Below are 17,556 nucleotides of genomic sequence, written 5' to 3' on the forward strand. Positions count from 1 at the left end.
TTTGCTATGGCTCAAGAAGACGACGATACCGTGTATTGCAATGTGCAAATGTCCCTGGCTCGTGGCAAAGAGCTGCTTCAGCTAGTAACAACGCTACGCGAATCAGGATCTCATCCGAACCTCGATTCTGTTTTCCATCGTATGCAATTTGAGCTGTCGATGACGATCGATATTGTTGAGCACCCACCGACATGGGGTGCTGGTGAACCTACGAAGCACTGATTAGCCCAGCCCATTGTTCGCTGCTTGTGGGAGATCCGGTGAAGCTAGGCGCTTACGCGAAGGGGCGATTTAATCGTAGCGGCGCATCTTGATCACGTGCCGCGGGCTTACATGTTTTCTGTCGCACCTCGCAAAAAGCCTAAGGACTCACAAATGAAGATTCACGTGCTCTCAGATCTACACCTCGAGTTTTCTGATTTCGTACCGCCTCCGAACGTCGCAGACGTGGTGATCTTGGCGGGTGACATACACACCAAGTGTCGTGGCGTGGAATGGGCAAATGAAACCTTCACATGTGAGGTTGTTTATGTCTGTGGAAACCATGAATTTTACGGCGGCCACATCGATCACACCCTGCGCAAAATGCGAGATGCCGCCGCACCCCACGTCCATGTCCTGGAAAACCAGGTGTGGATTCACAGCGAAATACGGTTTTTGGTCACAACGGGGTGGACTGATTTCACATCTACAGGCGACAAACTTGCAGCGTCGATGACGTGTGCAGCGTTTATGAATGATTTCAAGTTGATCAGGGCGAAAGAGAGTTTCCGCCGGCTGCGCCCAGCAGATGTGATTGAGCGAAATCGCGTCGCTTTCGACTTCTTGAAGCGCGAGCTCAGCAAGCCATTCAACGGAACAACCGTCGTCGTTACGCATCATTGTCCCGTCCCCGAAGTCGGCGGTGAAAAACATGATGGCCATCTCAGTGCAGCGTATTTCAACCGCTGGCATTCGCTTCTGCCATTAGCGGATGTTTGGATTTTCGGTCACACGCATCGAGCAGTGGATATTGAGTTAGGCGAATGCCGGATCATTTCGAATCCCCGTGGTTATCCAGGGGAAGAAACCGGATTTATTCCCGATTTGACCATAGAAATCTGATTGCTGAACGGGGGATAGACCAGATGCACTGGATCAAAACTTACGGCGCAGAGCTGTCTGACTTTAGGTTTTTCAAGCTGCCGAAGATCATAGAGCAAGCACGTGCAGCTATCGCTGATCCAGGCGTCGTTGGCTATTTGTTATGCGCATTGGAGCGTCCTCCACGGATGACTGGGCTTCTGTTTTGTGATCACGCTAGGGGCTTCCCGGAAGGGTTGCCAATCCATACGCAACCCATCGCTAATCGGCACAAGCGTGCTGGCTATGAAGTCGTGATTACAGTCGATGGCGGTATGTATGTCGTAGCCCACTGGCTTTATGAGAATGGCGCGTTAGACCGGTTTGATCGAGTTCACTGACGTCGATATCGAATGCCAAGAGGGTTGAGAGTTGGGATTCCCAAAGAGTGTGCTAGAGGCACAGAAAATTAATTTCGGTGTTCCGATCACCGGGTACCTTTGCTGTGCCGAAACTCAGTCTCCGTGCATGACTGGAGTCGTTTTTTCAGAAACGCGGGGTCGATTTGTAGACGGCGGGAGAATCCGCACTTCCAGGATCGAAAGGGTGTTCGAGCTCAAGGGATATCGGGTTTGCGAGACACGTAATGGTAGTAGGTACGTGATCTGCCACTGGTGGTACCAAAACGGTGCCTTGCCCCTGGTCGATATCATCCACTGACTTGATGCAGTCATGCCCTCGATGATGTGAGTGAGATCCGCTAGTGAAGCGATTGCTTCAAAAGCTCCGCACATTGTCGCTGAACACTCCAAGGGCTTCAACGTGTTGGTTGTAGGCGTCTAATTCCTCCCTGTTCTCTGCCAGCCATTGCTCTTGCCGCTCCGTACGCAGCGCCTCCGCTCGATTCCGCTCCATCATCGCAGAGAGGATAATGTCTTCCTGTTGGTGCATGGCCATCGCCTCTTCTGAATCGCTATGAACAAGATACCGGAAGCCGTGTTGCCGCAAACTGCTAACCCCCGGCGTTAGATTTTGGGCTCTGGTTTGTACTCGTCAAGCACGAAAACATGATGACTACCACGCATCCTCGTCCTGCATCACCTCTTGGTTAAGCTACTGCGTGACAAGGGCAGCAGCTTTCCGAAGGGGGAGTGTCCTTAGGCGCATATGGGCCTGAGCCGATGGAAGCAGCTCGCGCACGACGCATCAGTTTAAAATTCTGAGTCGGGATGGGGGCCAGTCCAGTCGCCGTAGATGCGCTTGACGCTGGCGACGCCGTACTTAGCAATTTCTTCAAACAGGCCTTCGACGATTGCTGCTGGGGCATTGTCGGCGTCGATCAACACTGCGAGGCGCTTCTGAGCGTTATTGGATGTATGCGTGGCCATGGTTCATCCTTGAGTGAAAGCCGTCACCTACCTGTAAACGAGGGGCTAATCTTGGCTTCGGTCGCTCGTATTCCCACCCACTAAGGGCCCGGATTAGCGCCGTAGCTGCCAGATTTAAAGTGTTCCAACTCGTCCCTCGGGTAACCTGTAATCCTCGCAGTAATCCAAGGTGTCGCGAGTCATTGAAAGGCGTAAGCATCTACAGCTCTTAACCTTACTTCCAGTCCAGGCCATCGACCGCGAACTCCAGCGTGCGATTGCCTTCCTGATAGAAGCTGGCCTCGATGTAAACCTTGTCTACCTTGCGCAACTCGCTTACGAAGTTGCTGTAACCCCGGATGAAAATGGACGTGCTGCTGTTGTCGTTGGGCTCTCCAGCTGAAAATTTCTTCGGTTTGCCGTTCCCGAACCGAACGGACACACTACAACCGTCGTAACTGTTGCACAGAAATTGCCCCTTTTGGATTTGCAGGATGACGTCCTGCCCCCATCGTGGGTGTTTGCGCAGCTGAAGCTGGGCCTGTTGCGTTCCACGATAGGGAAAGCCAAACGAAAGTCTATTTGTCGAGCCCAGGAGCGCTATGTTGATTGTCTTTTGGGTCATCGAATCTTGCACGTTCTCGTATGTCCAAGCCTCGCCACTCATCTTGCGTTGCTGAAACCCCTGAGCCTTCTTGACCTCATAAGAAGCTGCCGCGAGTTTATCCGTGTACTCCTTGTTGCCTGGGTATAGCGCCAGCAGGGCCTTATAGATCGTCTCCTGGCCGGCGTAGTCATCCTTTCCCAGTTGCGCGAGCTTGGCTTTTAGAGAGGCGGTCTGCTCGTCTCTGGCGATGTCCTTAACCTTTGCATCGACTTTAGCGAACATGGCGTCCACGTCGGCATCACCCAGACCCTTGTATTTTTGCAGCAGATTCCTAGCTTCAACGATTTTCTTCGCATCCAGTAACTGCTGAAACTGGGTAGTGATGGCTGGCTTGTTTGCAACCAAATAGTCCGTATCCACCTTCTTCTGCTCGACCTTCTTTTGAGCCGCTGCCGTCTCCGCCGCCTTACTTTCTGCGGTGATTTCATTCCTCACGTGATTGGAGAACAGGAGCATCCCTGCGACCCCAAGCACAACGGCGCCGATCACACGAACAGAGGGCTGGAGATCAAACTGAAACTTCGCCATGAGCATGTTACATAACGGTGGCAGCAACAAAATGGTCGCGATCATGAGTGGAATGGCAGCCACCGGAGCCTGGAAGATGACCGTAAGCGTCCAACCAGCGAAAAGTAGACCGAAGATCCAGTAGAGCAATGTGCCAATGAACGACTTGGCCTTATCAGCCAATGGCATAGGTTTAGGGCCAGCCGGTTGCACCGGAATATTGATCTTCGCCACGCCATCAGCCCGGGAGATCGGCTTCTCCTCAGGGGCATCCGTCTCGTCGATTTCGAAAAACATTGGGGTCGGCACTATCAATGGCGATGCGCAATGCGGACATTTGCCTTGCATGCCGGCCATCTCTTTCGAGACCTGAATTGGCTTGCCGCACTCATCGCATTTGAAATTGATCATGTTCATCCTTGAAAGGCACTAAACCTAGTACTTCAGACTAGGTGATGGCCATATGTCGGTCAATTGGAGCTGTTTTTGAGTCCGTTCCGAAGTGCTTACCCCCTCGGGCTTATGTATATGGTTCAGTAGGCGCTTACGCGAAGAAGCGACTGCTTTTCTGCCGGTGGCACACCGAAATCGGACTTGATACAGCGCTCACGGCCTCACGGCCTCACGGCTTCGTGGGCAACCTTCAGGATTTGCTCCCAAAGAATCCATCGGTCGCAATTGAGAAAGTCATGGGTGTGTTGGATTCCATCAATGAGCGATGGGGTAGGGGAACACTGCGCTTGGCTAGCGTGCCAACCAATCCTGATTGGGGGATGCGCCGGGAGATGATAAGCCAGAGCTACACCACACGTGTCGATCAGCTCTGGACGGTTTATTGCCGATAGCTCCCAGCGTGGGCTTGTGTCATGACAGCACATGGTGCCCATATCACTATAAGTCTCCCTGACCAGCGCATTCCGTTCCTAGAAGATACGAATGGTAGGGGCGTAGGGCTACTACCATTATTATTGTAGTAGGATGTTTCAGAACTACTCTGCTTGCACCTTGTTTTCCTGGGCACGCCAATCCTTCGTATAAAGAAGTTTCTCGGCGTTTAAATACACTACGGCACATGATTCAATAAGTAACTTTGCTGGTTTAGACTCTACGATCTCACCATCAAGCGAAATGAAGCTTTGCTGGGTCAAAGATTGATACACGTGCAGGACGTTCTCAATCGCTTTGTTCTCGACATTTTTGAATAGAATAGAGTCATGAACCAAGAATGGAATGGTCGTGTGCCTAAGTAGCGACGTATCTAGCAATATGAGGTTTGAATAGGCTTTGCCCGTGCCCGTATCTTTGGGTATTTCATAGCTATACTTTTCTGGTTTGAGCTCAAGTTTTGGTGAGGCTCGCATTTCGCCGTAAATGAAGTTAACTAAGGTCGCAATGTCTGTGTTTAAGCTGTCTTCTATTTTTCGCAGTATGCCAAGTTTGATTTCTTTGAGTTTGGCTTTGAGTTCTCTGGCGTCTTTCGTTAATTCGGCAAATTTATCGTACAGTTCATTCTCCTTGGAAAGTTTGGATAGCTCCAAGGAAATGTCGATTACTGAGTCTACGATGAACGCTGGGTTGCCAGAGTTCTTCAAGGCTTTTGCGATTGCTGCATTGCATTCGGCAATCTGAATATCGATCAAGCTTAATTGTTCGGTTAGCTCTTGTTCTTTAGCTTTGATCTCTTTTCGAAGAATGCGAGTCAGGCCGTTGTGGAATGACTCGATGGTATCCAGCTTTTCTAGATTGAGGGAGGGAATAATTTCAAGCAAGGGCTGGAAGCTTCGCTTGGAAATATTCTTGTTGTTCTCAAAATTGGCCTTGACCCGCTCATGCTCGCTTGCGAGGGACATCTTAATTTCGAGCAGTTGGTTTTTTTGTGTTTTCTGTTCCAGTACAGCTTCATCAATCAATTCGTTGATCGACACAGCCAGGCTGGAGATCTCATTTCTAATATTATCTAGGCGAATCTCGTGGTTCGCGATGTCTTCCTGATTCTTATTATATTTGGTTTTGGTAATCTTCGGGATGATGCTCTGTTTTGCAGCGGCGTTAAGTGATTTTTGCTCAGTAAGCAGTTTGGACTGACGGATCGACAGGTCTTCCAGCGGGCCGAACTGCTTAAAGACCTTGATCAGCCACTCGATACACTGAGATCCGCTCTCCTGAGTGAAGTTATGAAGCGGCCTCCTGACATCCAGGTTGTCTCGTCCCCAAACGCGCGTTACCAAGGACACGACGGATCTAAAGCTCAGATCTTCGATTTCGTTGGTGTAATGAAGCTGCAGGAATGCCAGATACTCAGAGGTACTCATCTCTCTTCTAGAGCCATCGGCTCCATGAACATGCAGCAGAGTCGGGGTGCCAGTATTTCTTTCAAAGATGTACTCTTTATCCAGACGCAGCTTGAAGATGTAGCTATGATGTCCCAATGCTTCAGGCACGTCTTTGCCGTGCGTTATAAGCGTATCTCCTCCATAGATGAAGTCGATAATTTTGAGAAGGGTCGATTTGCCGATCGAGTTGGAATTGACGCGATCTCCTACGACAATATTGAGCTTCTCTTTGAAAGTAATGCGTTTCTCGGTGAACCACTCGCACTCGATGTAGATCAGCATCTGGAAACAATCCCTGTCGTAAGGTTTACCTGAAGAACATTGCTCAGGTGCAAAACTTCAATGGCATAGAGGAAAAGTTCAATCGAGCCAATGGTTGAAGAGGTTTTTTTGTACAGCTCCCCAAGCGGGATAGGCTCCTGTACAGCGGCGTGAACTTTTTCCGCATGGCCTAGAGAGGATTCTGCAAACGGTATGAATTTATTCGGCGTGATCATTCGAAGATCTCGCAATTTTGGATGAAGAAGGAAGCGATGATTTCCGAGGCTTCGCTCGACTCAGATCCTGATCGGTGGCGTATCCATTCAACTATATTTTTGAATATTACTTGTTGGTTCTGGGTTTGCTTTTTCTGAAGCAGATAGTACGTCTTGACCTGAAGGGAAATCATGGTGGATGAGTCGGGCGACTCCGCCTCGACGAGCTGTAATTTCCTCCGAACGAAGGAAAAGTAATTGCTAACATTTTCCTTTATACGGTTTCTGGTCAGCCGAGTCATGGTGTCGTTGATTTTTGAGCTTAATTCTTTTGGCTCAAGGCTAAGCTCAATATCCGCATCGGAGACGTGTTCCAAGGCATCGATGATTTTTGCGATTTCATTCTCAATCGCATAGTCGTCCATCAGCTTTGATTGACGGTTTCGTTCCATGATTGAATGCTTGAGCGCGACCATTTCCCTATAGCCTTCGACTGTTCTCGGGTTGTCGAATTCAGTATGGCAAAGAATGCAAAGTGCTATGAGGTTGTCCGGATGATCCACGTTTTCGTGGAGTCTGAACTCATCTTTGAGAAGCTCTAGCTCTTTAGGTTTAGGATTCAGAGGATAAATATGCGCAAGCTCGTACTTTTTGTTTGATGTCTTGGCCTTCTCATACATCAGCGGTTTTCGACATTTTGGGCATTTGGCCGAAACCTCACCTACCAACATAATGTTGACGTTCCCGGAGAAACTTTTGCGATTGTTCGTGGACATGCTCTGTTCCTTGAGACCGAGGCGAGCAAAAATGAGCTTGAGTGGATGATAGCGTAATGAGATCGTTGCTAGAAGTGCCTGTCTGGCGAGCCTGGGGCGGTAGGAGGATGGATACTATTTGGCGAGCAGGCTTGGGCTAAGCGAAAGGCGGCCTTCGAGGCACGTTTACGAGAGAAGGATCTCGCGGCTCTTCATGCAGGCAGATGATGTCATCGACTGGTACATCCTGGCTTGTGAGTTTGGTTACGATATCCAACAGAGCGACTCCAGCAGCAAGCGGTTCTATCCCTAACCATCAAAGCGGCGATCATGCTGAGAATGGTCATTGATCCTCTATACCCTCGGTGATTCAAATTTTGCGAGTCCATGCTCACGCAGATGATGTTGTTTTGATACCGTGCTTGATTACCGACATGGAGCATCGAATGGACAAGCTTGTTGCTGATTATCTGCGGCCTTGGAAGGATGCACTTCCGGCCCTTTATGACTGGAGCTTTGACCACAACCGAGCAGCAATGGAGTTTGGTTTAAGCTTCGAAGGCGCCAACTCCTTCGAGAGAACACTGGAGCTGAAATCCGGGTTGCGTCAACTGATTAAGGAAACCGATTGCCATGCCGTGCACGGCCGGGTCGCGACCTATTTCATCAAGGTCTGGGGAGGGATCACCCGCTTCTCTAAGGTTGATGAAACACTGAGTCTTTTCGCCAATGTGAAAGGCAGTGCGGCTCCTCCGGCGGCCTACAATCCGTCATTTCAAATGATCAGCAGTTGGTCAAAGTGGGCTTCCATCGTTTGCCCTGATTGGGCGTGTATTTATGATGCTCGAGTCGCCTACTCCTTGAATGCCATCAATTATCTAGGCGGCGCCGAGTACCCTATTTTTCCTATGCCCGAAGGGCGTAATTCACGTCTGAAAATGTTGGATATCTCGACGCTGTTATTAAGCAAAGCGTTGCGGTGTTCGGCGCCTTCGGTTCATGGCGCTAGCGATCCAAAAGCAATTCGAAAAAAACATTTTATCTCGGAGCGCAATACCTACTCGACCTATCTGTCGTTGGTCAGCAACGTGAGTCAGGATCTCTGGGGTGATTCCAACCACATCCATGAGGTTGAAATGCTACTTTTTTCGCTGGCGGATGCAGACATTTATGCGGATGTTTTTAGCAGCCTCGTGAGCTCTACGGTAAAGTAATAAAAAAACGTCTTGTATCGTTTTCGCAAAACGCTATCAACTTGGTTCGAATGCACCATCAGCTATCCATCGGAGTCCCTATGTCAAAACTCGCAGAATTCCGCCAGCTCGAAAAACACCTAGCCGAACAGCTCGAAGCTCTCGAAGCCCTGAAAGGTGACGCTGGCCTGAAGAAAGAAATTGAATTCGAGACCAAGCTGCGCGCTTTGCTTGCTGAGTACGGTTACAGCCTGAAAGACGTGATCAACCTGCTTGATCCGAAGTCTGGTCGTCGCGCACCAGCAGCCGAGTCCAAGACCGGCACTCGTAAACCACGCCAAGTGAAGATCTACAAAAATCCGAACACAGGCGAAGTCGTCGAAACCAAAGGCGGCAATCACAAAACCCTGAAGGAATGGAAAGCGAAATACGGCTCTGACACCGTCGAGTCTTGGCTGACCAAGTGACTTTGGTTTGAGTACAAACAAGGGCCCATTAGAGGCCCTTTGTTGTAATTGAGCAGGACTCTTTGAATGAGGGAGGAGCGATTAGTCACTTAGTCGAGCCATTGCTAGCTGGCATATGACAGCTGCGACTGCGGCGCATATTTCAAGCTGTCCGTGCGTGAGGTCTTCATCGATTTAGCTTAAAAGATCGGCTATGGACTCTGCTGCAAGTTGGTAGGAGCGACAGCGGGCTTGTGGATCATAGATCCGGGCGTCGATCATGAGCTCGTCAGCCTTAGTGAATTCTAAGAACTGCACAAGGCCGCTACGGACGTCATCCGAGGTGCCTATTGCCGTGAATGTGAGCTCTTGCTCCAAGCTCCGGCGTAAATTCGGCGATATCCGTTCCATGAAGCCTTCTTCAGGTGCCGGTAATAGCGTTGGCTGACCTGTGTGAACCCCAGCCACCCATTTACGGTGGGAGCTCGCGATCATTTCAGCCTCTGCCCGAGTGTCTGCGGCGAACACGTTGATCCCTGCCATGACGTAAGGTTTGGAAAGATGGCGAGAGGGTTTGAATTTTTTGCGGTAGACCGATAGCGCTTCTTCAATCATCCTCGGTGCGAAGTGTGAAGCGAACGCATAGGGTAAGCCGAGCTCCGCTGCAAGGCTGGCGCCGTATGTGCTCGATCCCAGAATCCAGACTGGGATATTTTGGCCGGCACCTGGGACAGCTTGTACACCTTGATAACCTTTTCCTTCGAAGTAGTTGAGAATCTCTACAACGTCGTTTGGGAACTGATTCGGGTGCGCGTCTAATGATCTTCTAAGCGCTCGGATAGTAGCTTGGTCTGCCCCCGGTGCCCGACCTACCCCAAGGTCAATCCTGCCTGGGTAGAGCGTCTCCAAGGTACCGAATTGCTCGGCGACCATGAGTGGAGCGTGATTGGGAAGCATGATCCCACCCGAACCAATCCGAATTGACTTTGTCTGGGCTGCCAAGTGGCTCATCAGCAAGGTCGTCGACGAGGAACCTATCCCGGGCATGTTGTGGTGTTCGGCCAGCCAATATCTACGGAAGCCACATTGCTCGACATGCTGAGCCAGCTTTACCGAGTTCGCGTAGGTCTGCGCAAGGGTACTGCCGGTGTTAATAGGTACGAGGTCAAGAATGGAGAGAGCTGTCATGGTTTTCCCGATGTCTGAATGCTTACTTCAGTGTTGCAGTTGCTCTACCTGAGCAGCTACCTGTCCCAGCATGTGGGTGCTCGCAGCAGAGCTGCACCCGGCGTGGTTGGGAACGGCGAGTGCAAAATCCAAAAGTGCGAACCAATTCGATGGCGACAGTCATTGGGCCGCCGCTGCAACGCCGTAGGAGTCTTCGAAGAAGCGATAGCGAGTGATCAGATCGTCGATGACCTCAAACTCGATCGCAAACTCACTTGTGATCGTCTTACCGGTGCGCAGCACCTTGCACTCCAGCGAGCCGAGAGCGACGCCGCGCTCATGCTCGGCCATCACCGTGGTGATATCGAAGCTGATTGGCTGAAGGTATTGGCCGAAGTCTCGGTAAAACGCGGCTACCGCCTGACGACCTTTACGCTCTCCAACCCAAGGGGCGATATCTGGCGCGCCGGGGATGCTCCAATCCACGTCTTGGCTGAAACTCTCTGAAATCGATTCCGGGGTCTGACCAGCGGAAATTTTTGCGAACAAACCACGGATTGCTTCGAGGGTTTTTTCTGTGCTCATGGTTTCAGACTCCAATGATGGGAAGGCAAATGGCTTTCAGCTCTCGCAGAGCTGAAAGCCTGGCGTCACGACTCGGATTTACATATCGAACTGGCTGATGGTCGCCTGGAAGGCACGATTGGCCATGGTTTCCAGGGGCAGCTTGCGCTCGACGTCGGAAAGAATCTCCAGACCCCATGGGCCTTGGTAACCCGCCGCCTGGACTGCTTTGATGAACGCTGGTAAGTCGAATACGCCTTCACCTGGCAAGCAGCGTTTGTGAATGGTGTCCATCCACAGCGGTTCCACGGCATATTTGTGGGCATCGTTGAGTTCGATCGACTTGATAAAGCGTGCAGGGATTTTGGCTATTTCGCTGAAATCGACGCCGCCTCGGCTGAGGTGCCAGATGTCCAACAGAATTCCGCCGTTAGGCTGATTCGCGCCTTCCACAATGGCCAGGGCGGTCTCTACCGTGCGGACGTTACTGAAAGGCATGATCTCCAGCACGATGTTCACACCGACCTCTGCTGCTTGTTGGCAGAGCAAGGTGAACTCTTTGACCATCAACTTGATGTCTGCGACGTCTTCGCCAATGCCAGGGCCAATCTTGATGGAGCGAGCGCCCAGTTCTTTAGCTGCGTGAATCAGCTCTTGGCGCACCTTGTCCGACTGACGACGGCGCTCACCGCTGTGGTACCAGTCAACAAGGAACTCCAGCTCAACGTGTTTGATACCGTTGTCTTGAAGGATCTGCTTCATGGCCGGGAAGCCGATCTTGTCGACCGTATCCATCATCCCATTGTGAACTAGGCCGATACCTTTGAAGCCTGCGTTCGCGGCAGCCTCCATACGATCCTTGAAGGAAAATGGGCTGACTTCGCTTGGGCCCATCGGGTAAATATCGCCGGCAATTGTCCAGTAGGCTGCCAACAGTTCAATGTTTTGAGTAGTCATCTCGAATCCTCTGTATCTAGGTTGTGAATCAACGTGGGATCAGATTAAGGTAGAGATTCGGTGTGATAAACTACATAAAACTCCTTATAGAGTTGACTAAAGGTGGACAATGGCACAGGTCGAACAAGCCCTCAGTGGTGTCATGATTTTTGTTGCGGCAGCCCGTGCGGGAAGTTTTACCGTTGCGGCTGATCGCCTTGGCATCACTAAATCGGCGGTGGGGAAAAGCATCGCGAAATTGGAAGAGCGGCTCGGTTGCAAGCTGTTCCACCGCACCACTCGTAGCCTCGGACTCACGGTGGATGGCGAGGCTTACTTTGCTAGCTGCTCAGTGGCTTTGGACGAGATTCTGGCAGCGGAAGCGTTCTTGACCAGCCATCAGCAAACGCCCAGCGGACGCCTCAGGATCGATCTTCCTGCAGCCTATGGGCGAAGTATTGTCCTTCCAGTATTGCTGGACATCATCGACACCAATCCCGAGCTCAAGCTGACAGTGACCTTCACAGACCATGTGATCGATCTGATTGAAGAGGGCATTGATCTGAGCATTCGATTCGGAACGCTGAAGGACTCCAGCGGCCTCGTAGCGCGCCGTTTAACGGTTCAAAAGCAGATCATTTGTGCTGCGCCACGGTATCTTGAAAAGCGCGGCTGTCCTGAGTCACTGGAGGACTTGCAGAACCACAGCTGCATCGTGAATTACCGGAAAGGGCAGCGGCTGAGCTGGAGTGTTCTTGATAATGCTGGACAACTCACGAGGATCATTCCTCCGGGTACCCATGAAGTGGGTGACGGTGACGCGATCGTTGCCATGACAGTCGCTGGTCACGGCATCTGTCAGATGCCCAGCTCTCTGGTACGCGACCATCTCCAGGCTGGACGTCTGGTGCCAGTTTTAGAGCAATACAGCCCTGGAGATGTAGAAATTCATGCAGTCTGGCCACAGACGCGTCACCTGCTGCCCAAGGTTCGGCGGGTGGTGGACGAACTGGTGGTTCGAGCTGAACGAGGCGCGTTGGATTGATGTTTCGCGTCGATTGAATTGAAGGGCAATGAAGTTGGGATTTGTCGTGCGTTCAATGAAAGCCGACGGAATGGGATAGTGAGCTAACGGCCAGGTGATCGAGTGACGTACGCAAACGGATTTTTCGTACGACGTCGATAACAATCCAGTTCTACTTTACTCACCAGCAAACTGGATCAGGAACTTCGGAGCTGTTTGGCCTGACTCATTCATGCGTTCGAGCAGCGTCACCGCTGACTCAGGGGGAGCTATTTGCGCGATTAGCCGTTCCGGATCGATTTTCCCTCTGGCAAAAAGGCTGAGCGTTTCGCCATAACAATCAATGCCGTGCAAAATGCCATGAATTGTCAGATCTTTTAACGCAATGTCTGCCTGGTTCACATTCTTCGAAGGGGCGCTTGCAAGCCCTATAAGCGCGAGCCGAGCGCCCATATCAGCGATGTCGCACGCCAGGCTCATAGCCGACCCTGTGCCGGAGGTTTCGATGACAACGTCGTAGTTATTACGCTGAGCTTTTTTCGGGGACAGAACATGTGTTGCCCCCAGTTCAAGTGCAAACTGGAGTTCTGACTCAGCAAGACCAATCACATCGACTGTGAGGGCGGTCTGTTTTGCCACGAGCAGGCTCATAAGGCCCAAGGTGCCTGAGCCGATCACGGCGACTCTGTCAGCCATGTTGATCTGAGTGCGAGCACACGCGCTGTATGCGCTGACCATCGGTTCGGTAAGGGTGGCTGATTTCAACGAGACGTTACCGGGAACGACTGTTACCGCATAATCCGGGACTGCGATGTAGTCAGCAGCAGCTCCGGACATAAAACGCTGGCCAACTTCCTTGAGGTTTCGGCATTGTTGTCGTTTTCCTCGCTGACATCGGTCACATTTTAGGCATGGAACCATGCTGTGGCCGACCACGCGGGCACCAATTTGCGGGTGTTTGACGCCTTCGCCAACTGCAACCACTATGCCGGTGTATTCGTGTCCGAAGATAAACGGATATTGAATGTAGCCCTTTTCAATATAGAAACTGTTTCCCGAATACAGATGGGAGTCAGTGCCGCAAATGCCAACATACGCAGTTTTGACGATGATCTCTCCGGGCTTGGTTACCGGCGCGTCGACCTCACCCAAGTTGAGTTGAGAAGGGCCACTCATCAAGAGCGCTTTCATCTTGTGTTTGTTACACATAGCTACTCCATGTGTCGCGCATGCCTCTACTCCTCAAAGCGAGAGATTACGGATGCGCGAACCAGACTCGGGTGCGCACGCGACTTTTTTGCTTGAGCCTGCTGAGCTCAGCAGAGAAAAATACTGTTGTGCTCTCAATGAAAATAACCAGCATCTCCCTAGTCGTTACGAGCACGACAGGGAGTGAGGGGCTGATCTAACTGAGCAATACTTCTTGTCCGTGTTGGGCTGCCGACTCGAAAAGTGCTTCGAGGATCACGTTGATGTTGTGGGCCTGCGTGGCGGGGACTTGCGATGGCAATCCGTTTCTCAGAGAGTTGACGAAGGCTGCGGCCTCTCGATCGAAATACACCGGATTGCCAATCTCAGCGATCTCGGGCGAATACACTGTTTTGCGCACGGCCCATATCTCCGGGAAGCTTGTTTCGTTCCAGTGTGTCCATCCCTGCGGATGTCCGATTTTTCCGTCATGGTAGAGCTTGTAGGACGCAGGCATGGGCGTTGAGTGCATCACGCCATGTGTGCCATAAGCGGTGATATCCCAGCTCTCCGTCCATGGCATGGGATCCCAGGATGTGAAGTCGATCGTTACGATCTTGTCGTCATAGTTGAGCACTGCTGCGGCGGCGTCCTCACGCGCAGAGTCGCTCATCTGTCCTTCGAATTTGGTGATACGAGCGTTGACCGACTTGGGCATGCCAAAGTGGAGGAGAATGCGGTCAATCGTATGGCATCCGATTACGTAAAAAGCGCCACCAAGGTCACCTGGCTGCTTCATGTGATTCGTATCGGCCTCTTCATGTGAGCACCCGGCATGAGCACGCACCTGGAGAACCTTGCCTATTTCTCCGCTCTGCAAAACCTGCTGCATCTTCTCCACTGAAGGTGTGAACCTCCAGCAATACCCAACCTGGAACAGGTTGCCGGTGCGCTGCACCGCTTCTACGACCCGGGCGGTGTCTTCTGAGCGGCGCCCTGCTGGTTTCTCGCAGAGTACGGCTTTTCCTGCTTCTAGTGCTTCGATCGCCCAGTCAGCCATCAGATAGCTTTTCGGATGCACCAAGATGACGTGTACATTCGGATCGTTCAGGATTTCCTCTTTGCTGCGCGCTTGTAAACCGAGTGCGTCCACGAACGGTTCTAGCAGGGGGCTGTCATCATACGCGCCAAGAAATTGCACATTGGGCATGCGCTGAAAAGCCTTCACGCGCCCGGACGTATGGGGGTGGGTAATGCCTAGACACGCTACGCCTAGCTTGGTTTCGCTGGTGACTTTCTGTGACATTTTGGACTCCTCGTTGTATGCAATTACTGCCCCACCCTCTACCGGTGGGGCGATTCACTCCGTTGAGCTTGGAGGGTGAGGTCAAATCACCGAGCGGATGCTGCCGCCATCCACGCCCCAGACGCTCGAAGTCACGAAAGAGGCGAGGTCGGATGCCATGAAGACAATGACGTTTGCAACTTCTTCAGGCGTACCGAGACGGTCGAGCGGGAGTTGGCGAAGGGAGAGTTCGTGCTCGACGGCCAGTTGGGGTTCCATGCCATGAACTTTGCCCATGGTTTCGGCAAAGCCGCCTGACTTTGTCCAGAACGGTGTCCAGATTGGGCCTGGAGCTACCGCGTTTACACGGATGTGTGGGCCTTCACTGCGAGCCAGCCCCTTTGTGACCGCCAAGACAGCTGCTTTCGAGGCGGCATAGTCCAGTGGGCAGGGCTCTGGCTGTCTGGCGAGGTCGGATGCGTTATTGATGATCACGCCACTTTTTTGGGCTCGCATGATTGGTAGGACTTTGCGGCAAGCACGGACGTAGCTCATGAAGTTGAGTTGCATGGTTGCTTCCCAATCTTCATCGGTGAGGTCATCGAACATTCGCACCGCGCCCGATCCGACGTTGTTCACCAGGACGTCGACTTTTCCGCCATAGGTAGCGAGCACATGATCGATGCCCTCGTTCACGCCAGTCAGGGTGCTGAGATCGGCTTTCGCAACCGATACCGTAACACCCAGCGCTTCAGTGTCTGCTTTCAGCTCTGCGAGAGCGTCAGCGTCCCAATCCAGCAGGGCCAGATGGCTGCCTTCTGCGGCGAATGCGAGCGCGGTTGAGCGGCCGATTCCTTTTGCCGCACCGGTAATCAGAACGACTTTGCCAGCAAGGTTTGTTTTCATAATTGGATACCTTTTTAAGCCGGGAAATTGAGTGCAACGTGTTTACCAGATAGGAGTGCAAGCGTCAGTCAGGCTCCGGTAGCTCTAAGACAGAAATCCAGAGCGTGTATTCGGAAGCTGAGAAAGGCAGCGCTGTACTACCTCTGGTTGTCGACACCCTTCATGCTGCAACTTGACTGCGGCGCTGGTGGGGCATCGCTCCACCAAGTGCACAGCGCGGCACTAAAGAATCGGGCAGAGGGAGGTGCTCGTAGGGGGAGCGGTGTGTTCACGCGACTGTTCCAGATTCTTTTTATTTGATGGAGAAACTGAGTGGAAAGGCGTTGCCGCTGCACAAGGCAGCGTGAGCGCCTAGATGTAGTAATCCACTTGATGCCTTGTAATGCGCAAATTTCCGAGTTCCTCACGAACTCGAAGGTGAGCCGGATGACTTGCGTATCCCTCCAGTGCTTCCGCCGAGTCAAACTCGGAGTAAAGAACCACATCGCACGCATAGTCGATCTTGCTGATATCAACTCCGATTTCTAAGGTTCTCAAACCGGGGATTTCCGTCCGGATGCTTTCAAACGCAGACTTCAGTTTCTCGATATTGGTGGAGCGCTCCTGCTCATTTTCGCCACGCAGATTCCACATGACGATGTGTTTGATCCGTTGCATAGTCCTCTCCGAGGTGAATTAGATACTTAGAGCAAGGGCGGCCTGCAAAGCCGTGCAGGCCTGTGTCGGTTTGAAGTCGTTTAGCGTGGCTATGCGTGGTGCAGGATGAAATCGAAATCCAGGGTGTAATACTGAGAGTCGATTTGTTTGCCGTAAGGGTCTAGGCCGCTTTCGTGTGGAACCCATTCGGCAATAAGCGAAGAGCGCACGCCAAAAACAGCATCCGAGTCGAGGTAGTCGCCGCCTTCACGAAACACATGAGTGACGAGTCTCTGGAAACCTGGAGCGGTGATCATGAAATGCAGGTGGGCTGGACGCCATGGATGACGGTTCAACGCCTCCAGCATCTTGCCGACAGGGCCGTCGTGGGGAATTGGATAACACTCGGGCACGATCGACTTGAAGTGGTAGAGACCCTGTGCGTCCGCCTGGATGATTGCCCGGCCTTGGTAGTTATCCAGATCAGGCTTCTGGACGTCATAGAAACCAGCTTCGTCTGCTTGCCAGACTTCAATCGTGGCGTTGGGAATCGGGGTGCCATCGGTGGTTCGTACTTTGCCTTTGACGAACCAGGGTGTACCAGGCAGGCCACCACTGATGTCCTCCCCCAAATCGTAGTGAGGGGCATCGGCCACGTGAAAGGGGCCGAACACGGTCGCTTCGGTACACCCAGCAGGCTTCTTGTGGTTCTGTGCGGTGACAAGCGTGGACAACCCCAAGGTGTCCGAGAGCAAAATGAATTCCTGGCGAGTTGGGGTGCATATTTGACCGACTGCTGTCAGGAACTCGATACCCTTTTCCCACTCTTCCTCTGTCAGCTTGGTCTCGCGGGCGAACGCGTGAAGGTGCTGTACGAGAGACGTCATGATTTCGTGAAGTCGACGGTCTTCTGTGCCGCAGTTTCGCTCCAGAACGGCTCGGGTGATTGTCTGCTCATCTAGGTTTCGCATGGGAGTGCTCCCTGTATTTTTATTTGTGGTGGGAGAAGGAGGTGCTGCCAGCCTTCGCCTTTGGGAAACAGCC

At 52.0% G+C, this 17,556-nt stretch carries 19 protein-coding genes and 2 pseudogenes; 7 read left to right on the forward strand and 14 right to left on the reverse strand.

Annotated elements, in window-relative coordinates:
- Positions 1-6: 6 nt before the first annotated feature.
- From AABM52_RS14820 to AABM52_RS14830, 3 genes are all read left to right on the forward strand, one after another.
- A complete protein-coding gene (locus AABM52_RS14820; RefSeq protein WP_347912533.1) occupies positions 7-222 on the forward strand; it encodes a hypothetical protein in 216 nt (71 codons plus the stop codon).
- 153 nt (positions 223-375) lie between these two features.
- Positions 376-1,104, forward strand: a complete 729-nt coding sequence (locus tag AABM52_RS14825) for a metallophosphoesterase (RefSeq protein ID WP_347912534.1) — start codon at positions 376-378, stop codon at positions 1,102-1,104.
- Between the two features lie 23 nt (positions 1,105-1,127).
- The gene (locus AABM52_RS14830) at positions 1,128-1,463 is read left to right on the forward strand and encodes a hypothetical protein (protein WP_347912535.1); all 336 of its coding nucleotides are present in this window, start codon (positions 1,128-1,130) and stop codon (positions 1,461-1,463) included.
- 376 nt (positions 1,464-1,839) lie between these two features.
- Here AABM52_RS14830 and AABM52_RS14835 read toward each other — a convergent pair whose 3' ends face one another.
- From AABM52_RS14835 to AABM52_RS14845, 3 genes and pseudogenes are all read right to left on the reverse strand, one after another.
- A complete protein-coding gene (locus AABM52_RS14835; protein WP_223545296.1) occupies positions 1,840-2,013 on the reverse strand; it encodes a type II toxin-antitoxin system CcdA family antitoxin in 174 nt (57 codons plus the stop codon).
- Positions 2,014-2,294: 281 nt separating this feature from the next.
- Positions 2,295-2,450 (reverse strand): annotated as a pseudogene (locus tag AABM52_RS14840) (NYN domain-containing protein); the annotation flags it as partial.
- Between the two features lie 214 nt (positions 2,451-2,664).
- Positions 2,665-4,014 (reverse strand): hypothetical protein, encoded by a 1,350-nt coding sequence (locus AABM52_RS14845; RefSeq protein WP_347912536.1) that lies wholly within the window; start codon positions 4,012-4,014, stop codon positions 2,665-2,667.
- Positions 4,015-4,271: 257 nt separating this feature from the next.
- On the opposite strand from AABM52_RS14845, the pseudogene AABM52_RS14850 reads away from it, so the two are divergent.
- Positions 4,272-4,448, forward strand: a pseudogene (locus AABM52_RS14850) (DUF4113 domain-containing protein); the annotation flags it as partial.
- Positions 4,449-4,592: 144 nt separating this feature from the next.
- Here AABM52_RS14850 and AABM52_RS14855 read toward each other — a convergent pair.
- The 3 genes from AABM52_RS14855 to AABM52_RS14865 are packed head-to-tail and all read right to left on the reverse strand — an operon-like array spanning position 4,593 to position 7,188.
- A complete protein-coding gene (locus tag AABM52_RS14855; RefSeq protein ID WP_347912537.1) occupies positions 4,593-6,218 on the reverse strand; it encodes a DUF2326 domain-containing protein in 1,626 nt (541 codons plus the stop codon).
- Positions 6,212-6,433 (reverse strand): ABC-three component system middle component 7, encoded by a 222-nt coding sequence (locus AABM52_RS14860; protein ID WP_347912538.1) that lies wholly within the window; start codon positions 6,431-6,433, stop codon positions 6,212-6,214. The genes AABM52_RS14855 and AABM52_RS14860 overlap by 7 nt, the downstream gene beginning before the upstream one ends.
- Positions 6,430-7,188, reverse strand: coding sequence for an ABC-three component system protein (locus AABM52_RS14865; RefSeq protein ID WP_347912539.1), 759 nt, complete (start codon positions 7,186-7,188; stop codon positions 6,430-6,432). Before AABM52_RS14865 ends, AABM52_RS14860 begins: the two co-directional genes overlap by 4 nt.
- A 425-nt stretch (positions 7,189-7,613) precedes the next feature.
- On the opposite strand from AABM52_RS14865, the gene AABM52_RS14870 reads away from it, so the two are divergent.
- Together AABM52_RS14870 and AABM52_RS14875 are read left to right on the forward strand one after the other, a co-directional pair.
- On the forward strand, positions 7,614-8,381 hold the full coding sequence (locus tag AABM52_RS14870) for a hypothetical protein (protein WP_347912540.1): 768 nt from the start codon (positions 7,614-7,616) through the stop codon (positions 8,379-8,381).
- Positions 8,382-8,461: 80 nt separating this feature from the next.
- On the forward strand, positions 8,462-8,827 hold the full coding sequence (locus AABM52_RS14875) for a histone-like nucleoid-structuring protein, MvaT/MvaU family (RefSeq protein WP_347912541.1): 366 nt from the start codon (positions 8,462-8,464) through the stop codon (positions 8,825-8,827).
- A gap of 174 nt (positions 8,828-9,001) precedes the next feature.
- Here AABM52_RS14875 and AABM52_RS14880 read toward each other — a convergent pair whose 3' ends face one another.
- The 3 genes from AABM52_RS14880 to AABM52_RS14890 form a co-directional block, all read right to left on the reverse strand.
- Positions 9,002-9,994, reverse strand: coding sequence for an LLM class flavin-dependent oxidoreductase (locus AABM52_RS14880; RefSeq protein ID WP_347912542.1), 993 nt, complete (start codon positions 9,992-9,994; stop codon positions 9,002-9,004).
- A gap of 159 nt (positions 9,995-10,153) precedes the next feature.
- Entirely contained in the window at positions 10,154-10,558 is a 405-nt protein-coding gene (locus AABM52_RS14885) for a nuclear transport factor 2 family protein (RefSeq protein ID WP_347912543.1), read from the reverse strand.
- A gap of 78 nt (positions 10,559-10,636) precedes the next feature.
- Positions 10,637-11,494 carry a sugar phosphate isomerase/epimerase family protein gene (locus AABM52_RS14890; RefSeq protein WP_347912544.1) on the reverse strand — a complete coding sequence of 286 codons (858 nt, stop codon included), beginning with the start codon at positions 11,492-11,494 and terminating at the stop codon, positions 10,637-10,639.
- A 109-nt stretch (positions 11,495-11,603) separates the two neighbouring features.
- Here AABM52_RS14890 and AABM52_RS14895 point away from each other — a divergent pair, with 109 nt between their 5' ends.
- Positions 11,604-12,518: a LysR family transcriptional regulator gene (locus AABM52_RS14895; RefSeq protein WP_218432236.1), complete on the forward strand. Its 915-nt coding sequence runs from the start codon at positions 11,604-11,606 to the stop codon at positions 12,516-12,518.
- A 156-nt stretch (positions 12,519-12,674) separates the two neighbouring features.
- Here AABM52_RS14895 and AABM52_RS14900 read toward each other — a convergent pair whose 3' ends face one another.
- From AABM52_RS14900 to AABM52_RS14920, 5 genes are all read right to left on the reverse strand, one after another.
- Positions 12,675-13,706 (reverse strand): alcohol dehydrogenase catalytic domain-containing protein, encoded by a 1,032-nt coding sequence (locus tag AABM52_RS14900; protein ID WP_347912545.1) that lies wholly within the window; start codon positions 13,704-13,706, stop codon positions 12,675-12,677.
- Between the two features lie 196 nt (positions 13,707-13,902).
- Positions 13,903-14,991 carry a Gfo/Idh/MocA family oxidoreductase gene (locus AABM52_RS14905; protein WP_347912546.1) on the reverse strand — a complete coding sequence of 363 codons (1,089 nt, stop codon included), beginning with the start codon at positions 14,989-14,991 and terminating at the stop codon, positions 13,903-13,905.
- A gap of 81 nt (positions 14,992-15,072) precedes the next feature.
- A complete protein-coding gene (locus AABM52_RS14910) occupies positions 15,073-15,876 on the reverse strand; it encodes an SDR family oxidoreductase (RefSeq protein WP_347912547.1) in 804 nt (267 codons plus the stop codon).
- 351 nt (positions 15,877-16,227) lie between these two features.
- Positions 16,228-16,533, reverse strand: a complete 306-nt coding sequence (locus AABM52_RS14915) for a Dabb family protein (protein WP_347912548.1) — start codon at positions 16,531-16,533, stop codon at positions 16,228-16,230.
- 89 nt (positions 16,534-16,622) lie between these two features.
- Positions 16,623-17,483: an intradiol ring-cleavage dioxygenase gene (locus AABM52_RS14920; RefSeq protein WP_347912549.1), complete on the reverse strand. Its 861-nt coding sequence runs from the start codon at positions 17,481-17,483 to the stop codon at positions 16,623-16,625.
- Positions 17,484-17,556 lie beyond the last annotated feature (73 nt).

The organism is Pseudomonas grandcourensis (assembly GCF_039909015.1).
In the GTDB taxonomy this organism is placed as follows: domain Bacteria; phylum Pseudomonadota; class Gammaproteobacteria; order Pseudomonadales; family Pseudomonadaceae; genus Aquipseudomonas; species Aquipseudomonas grandcourensis.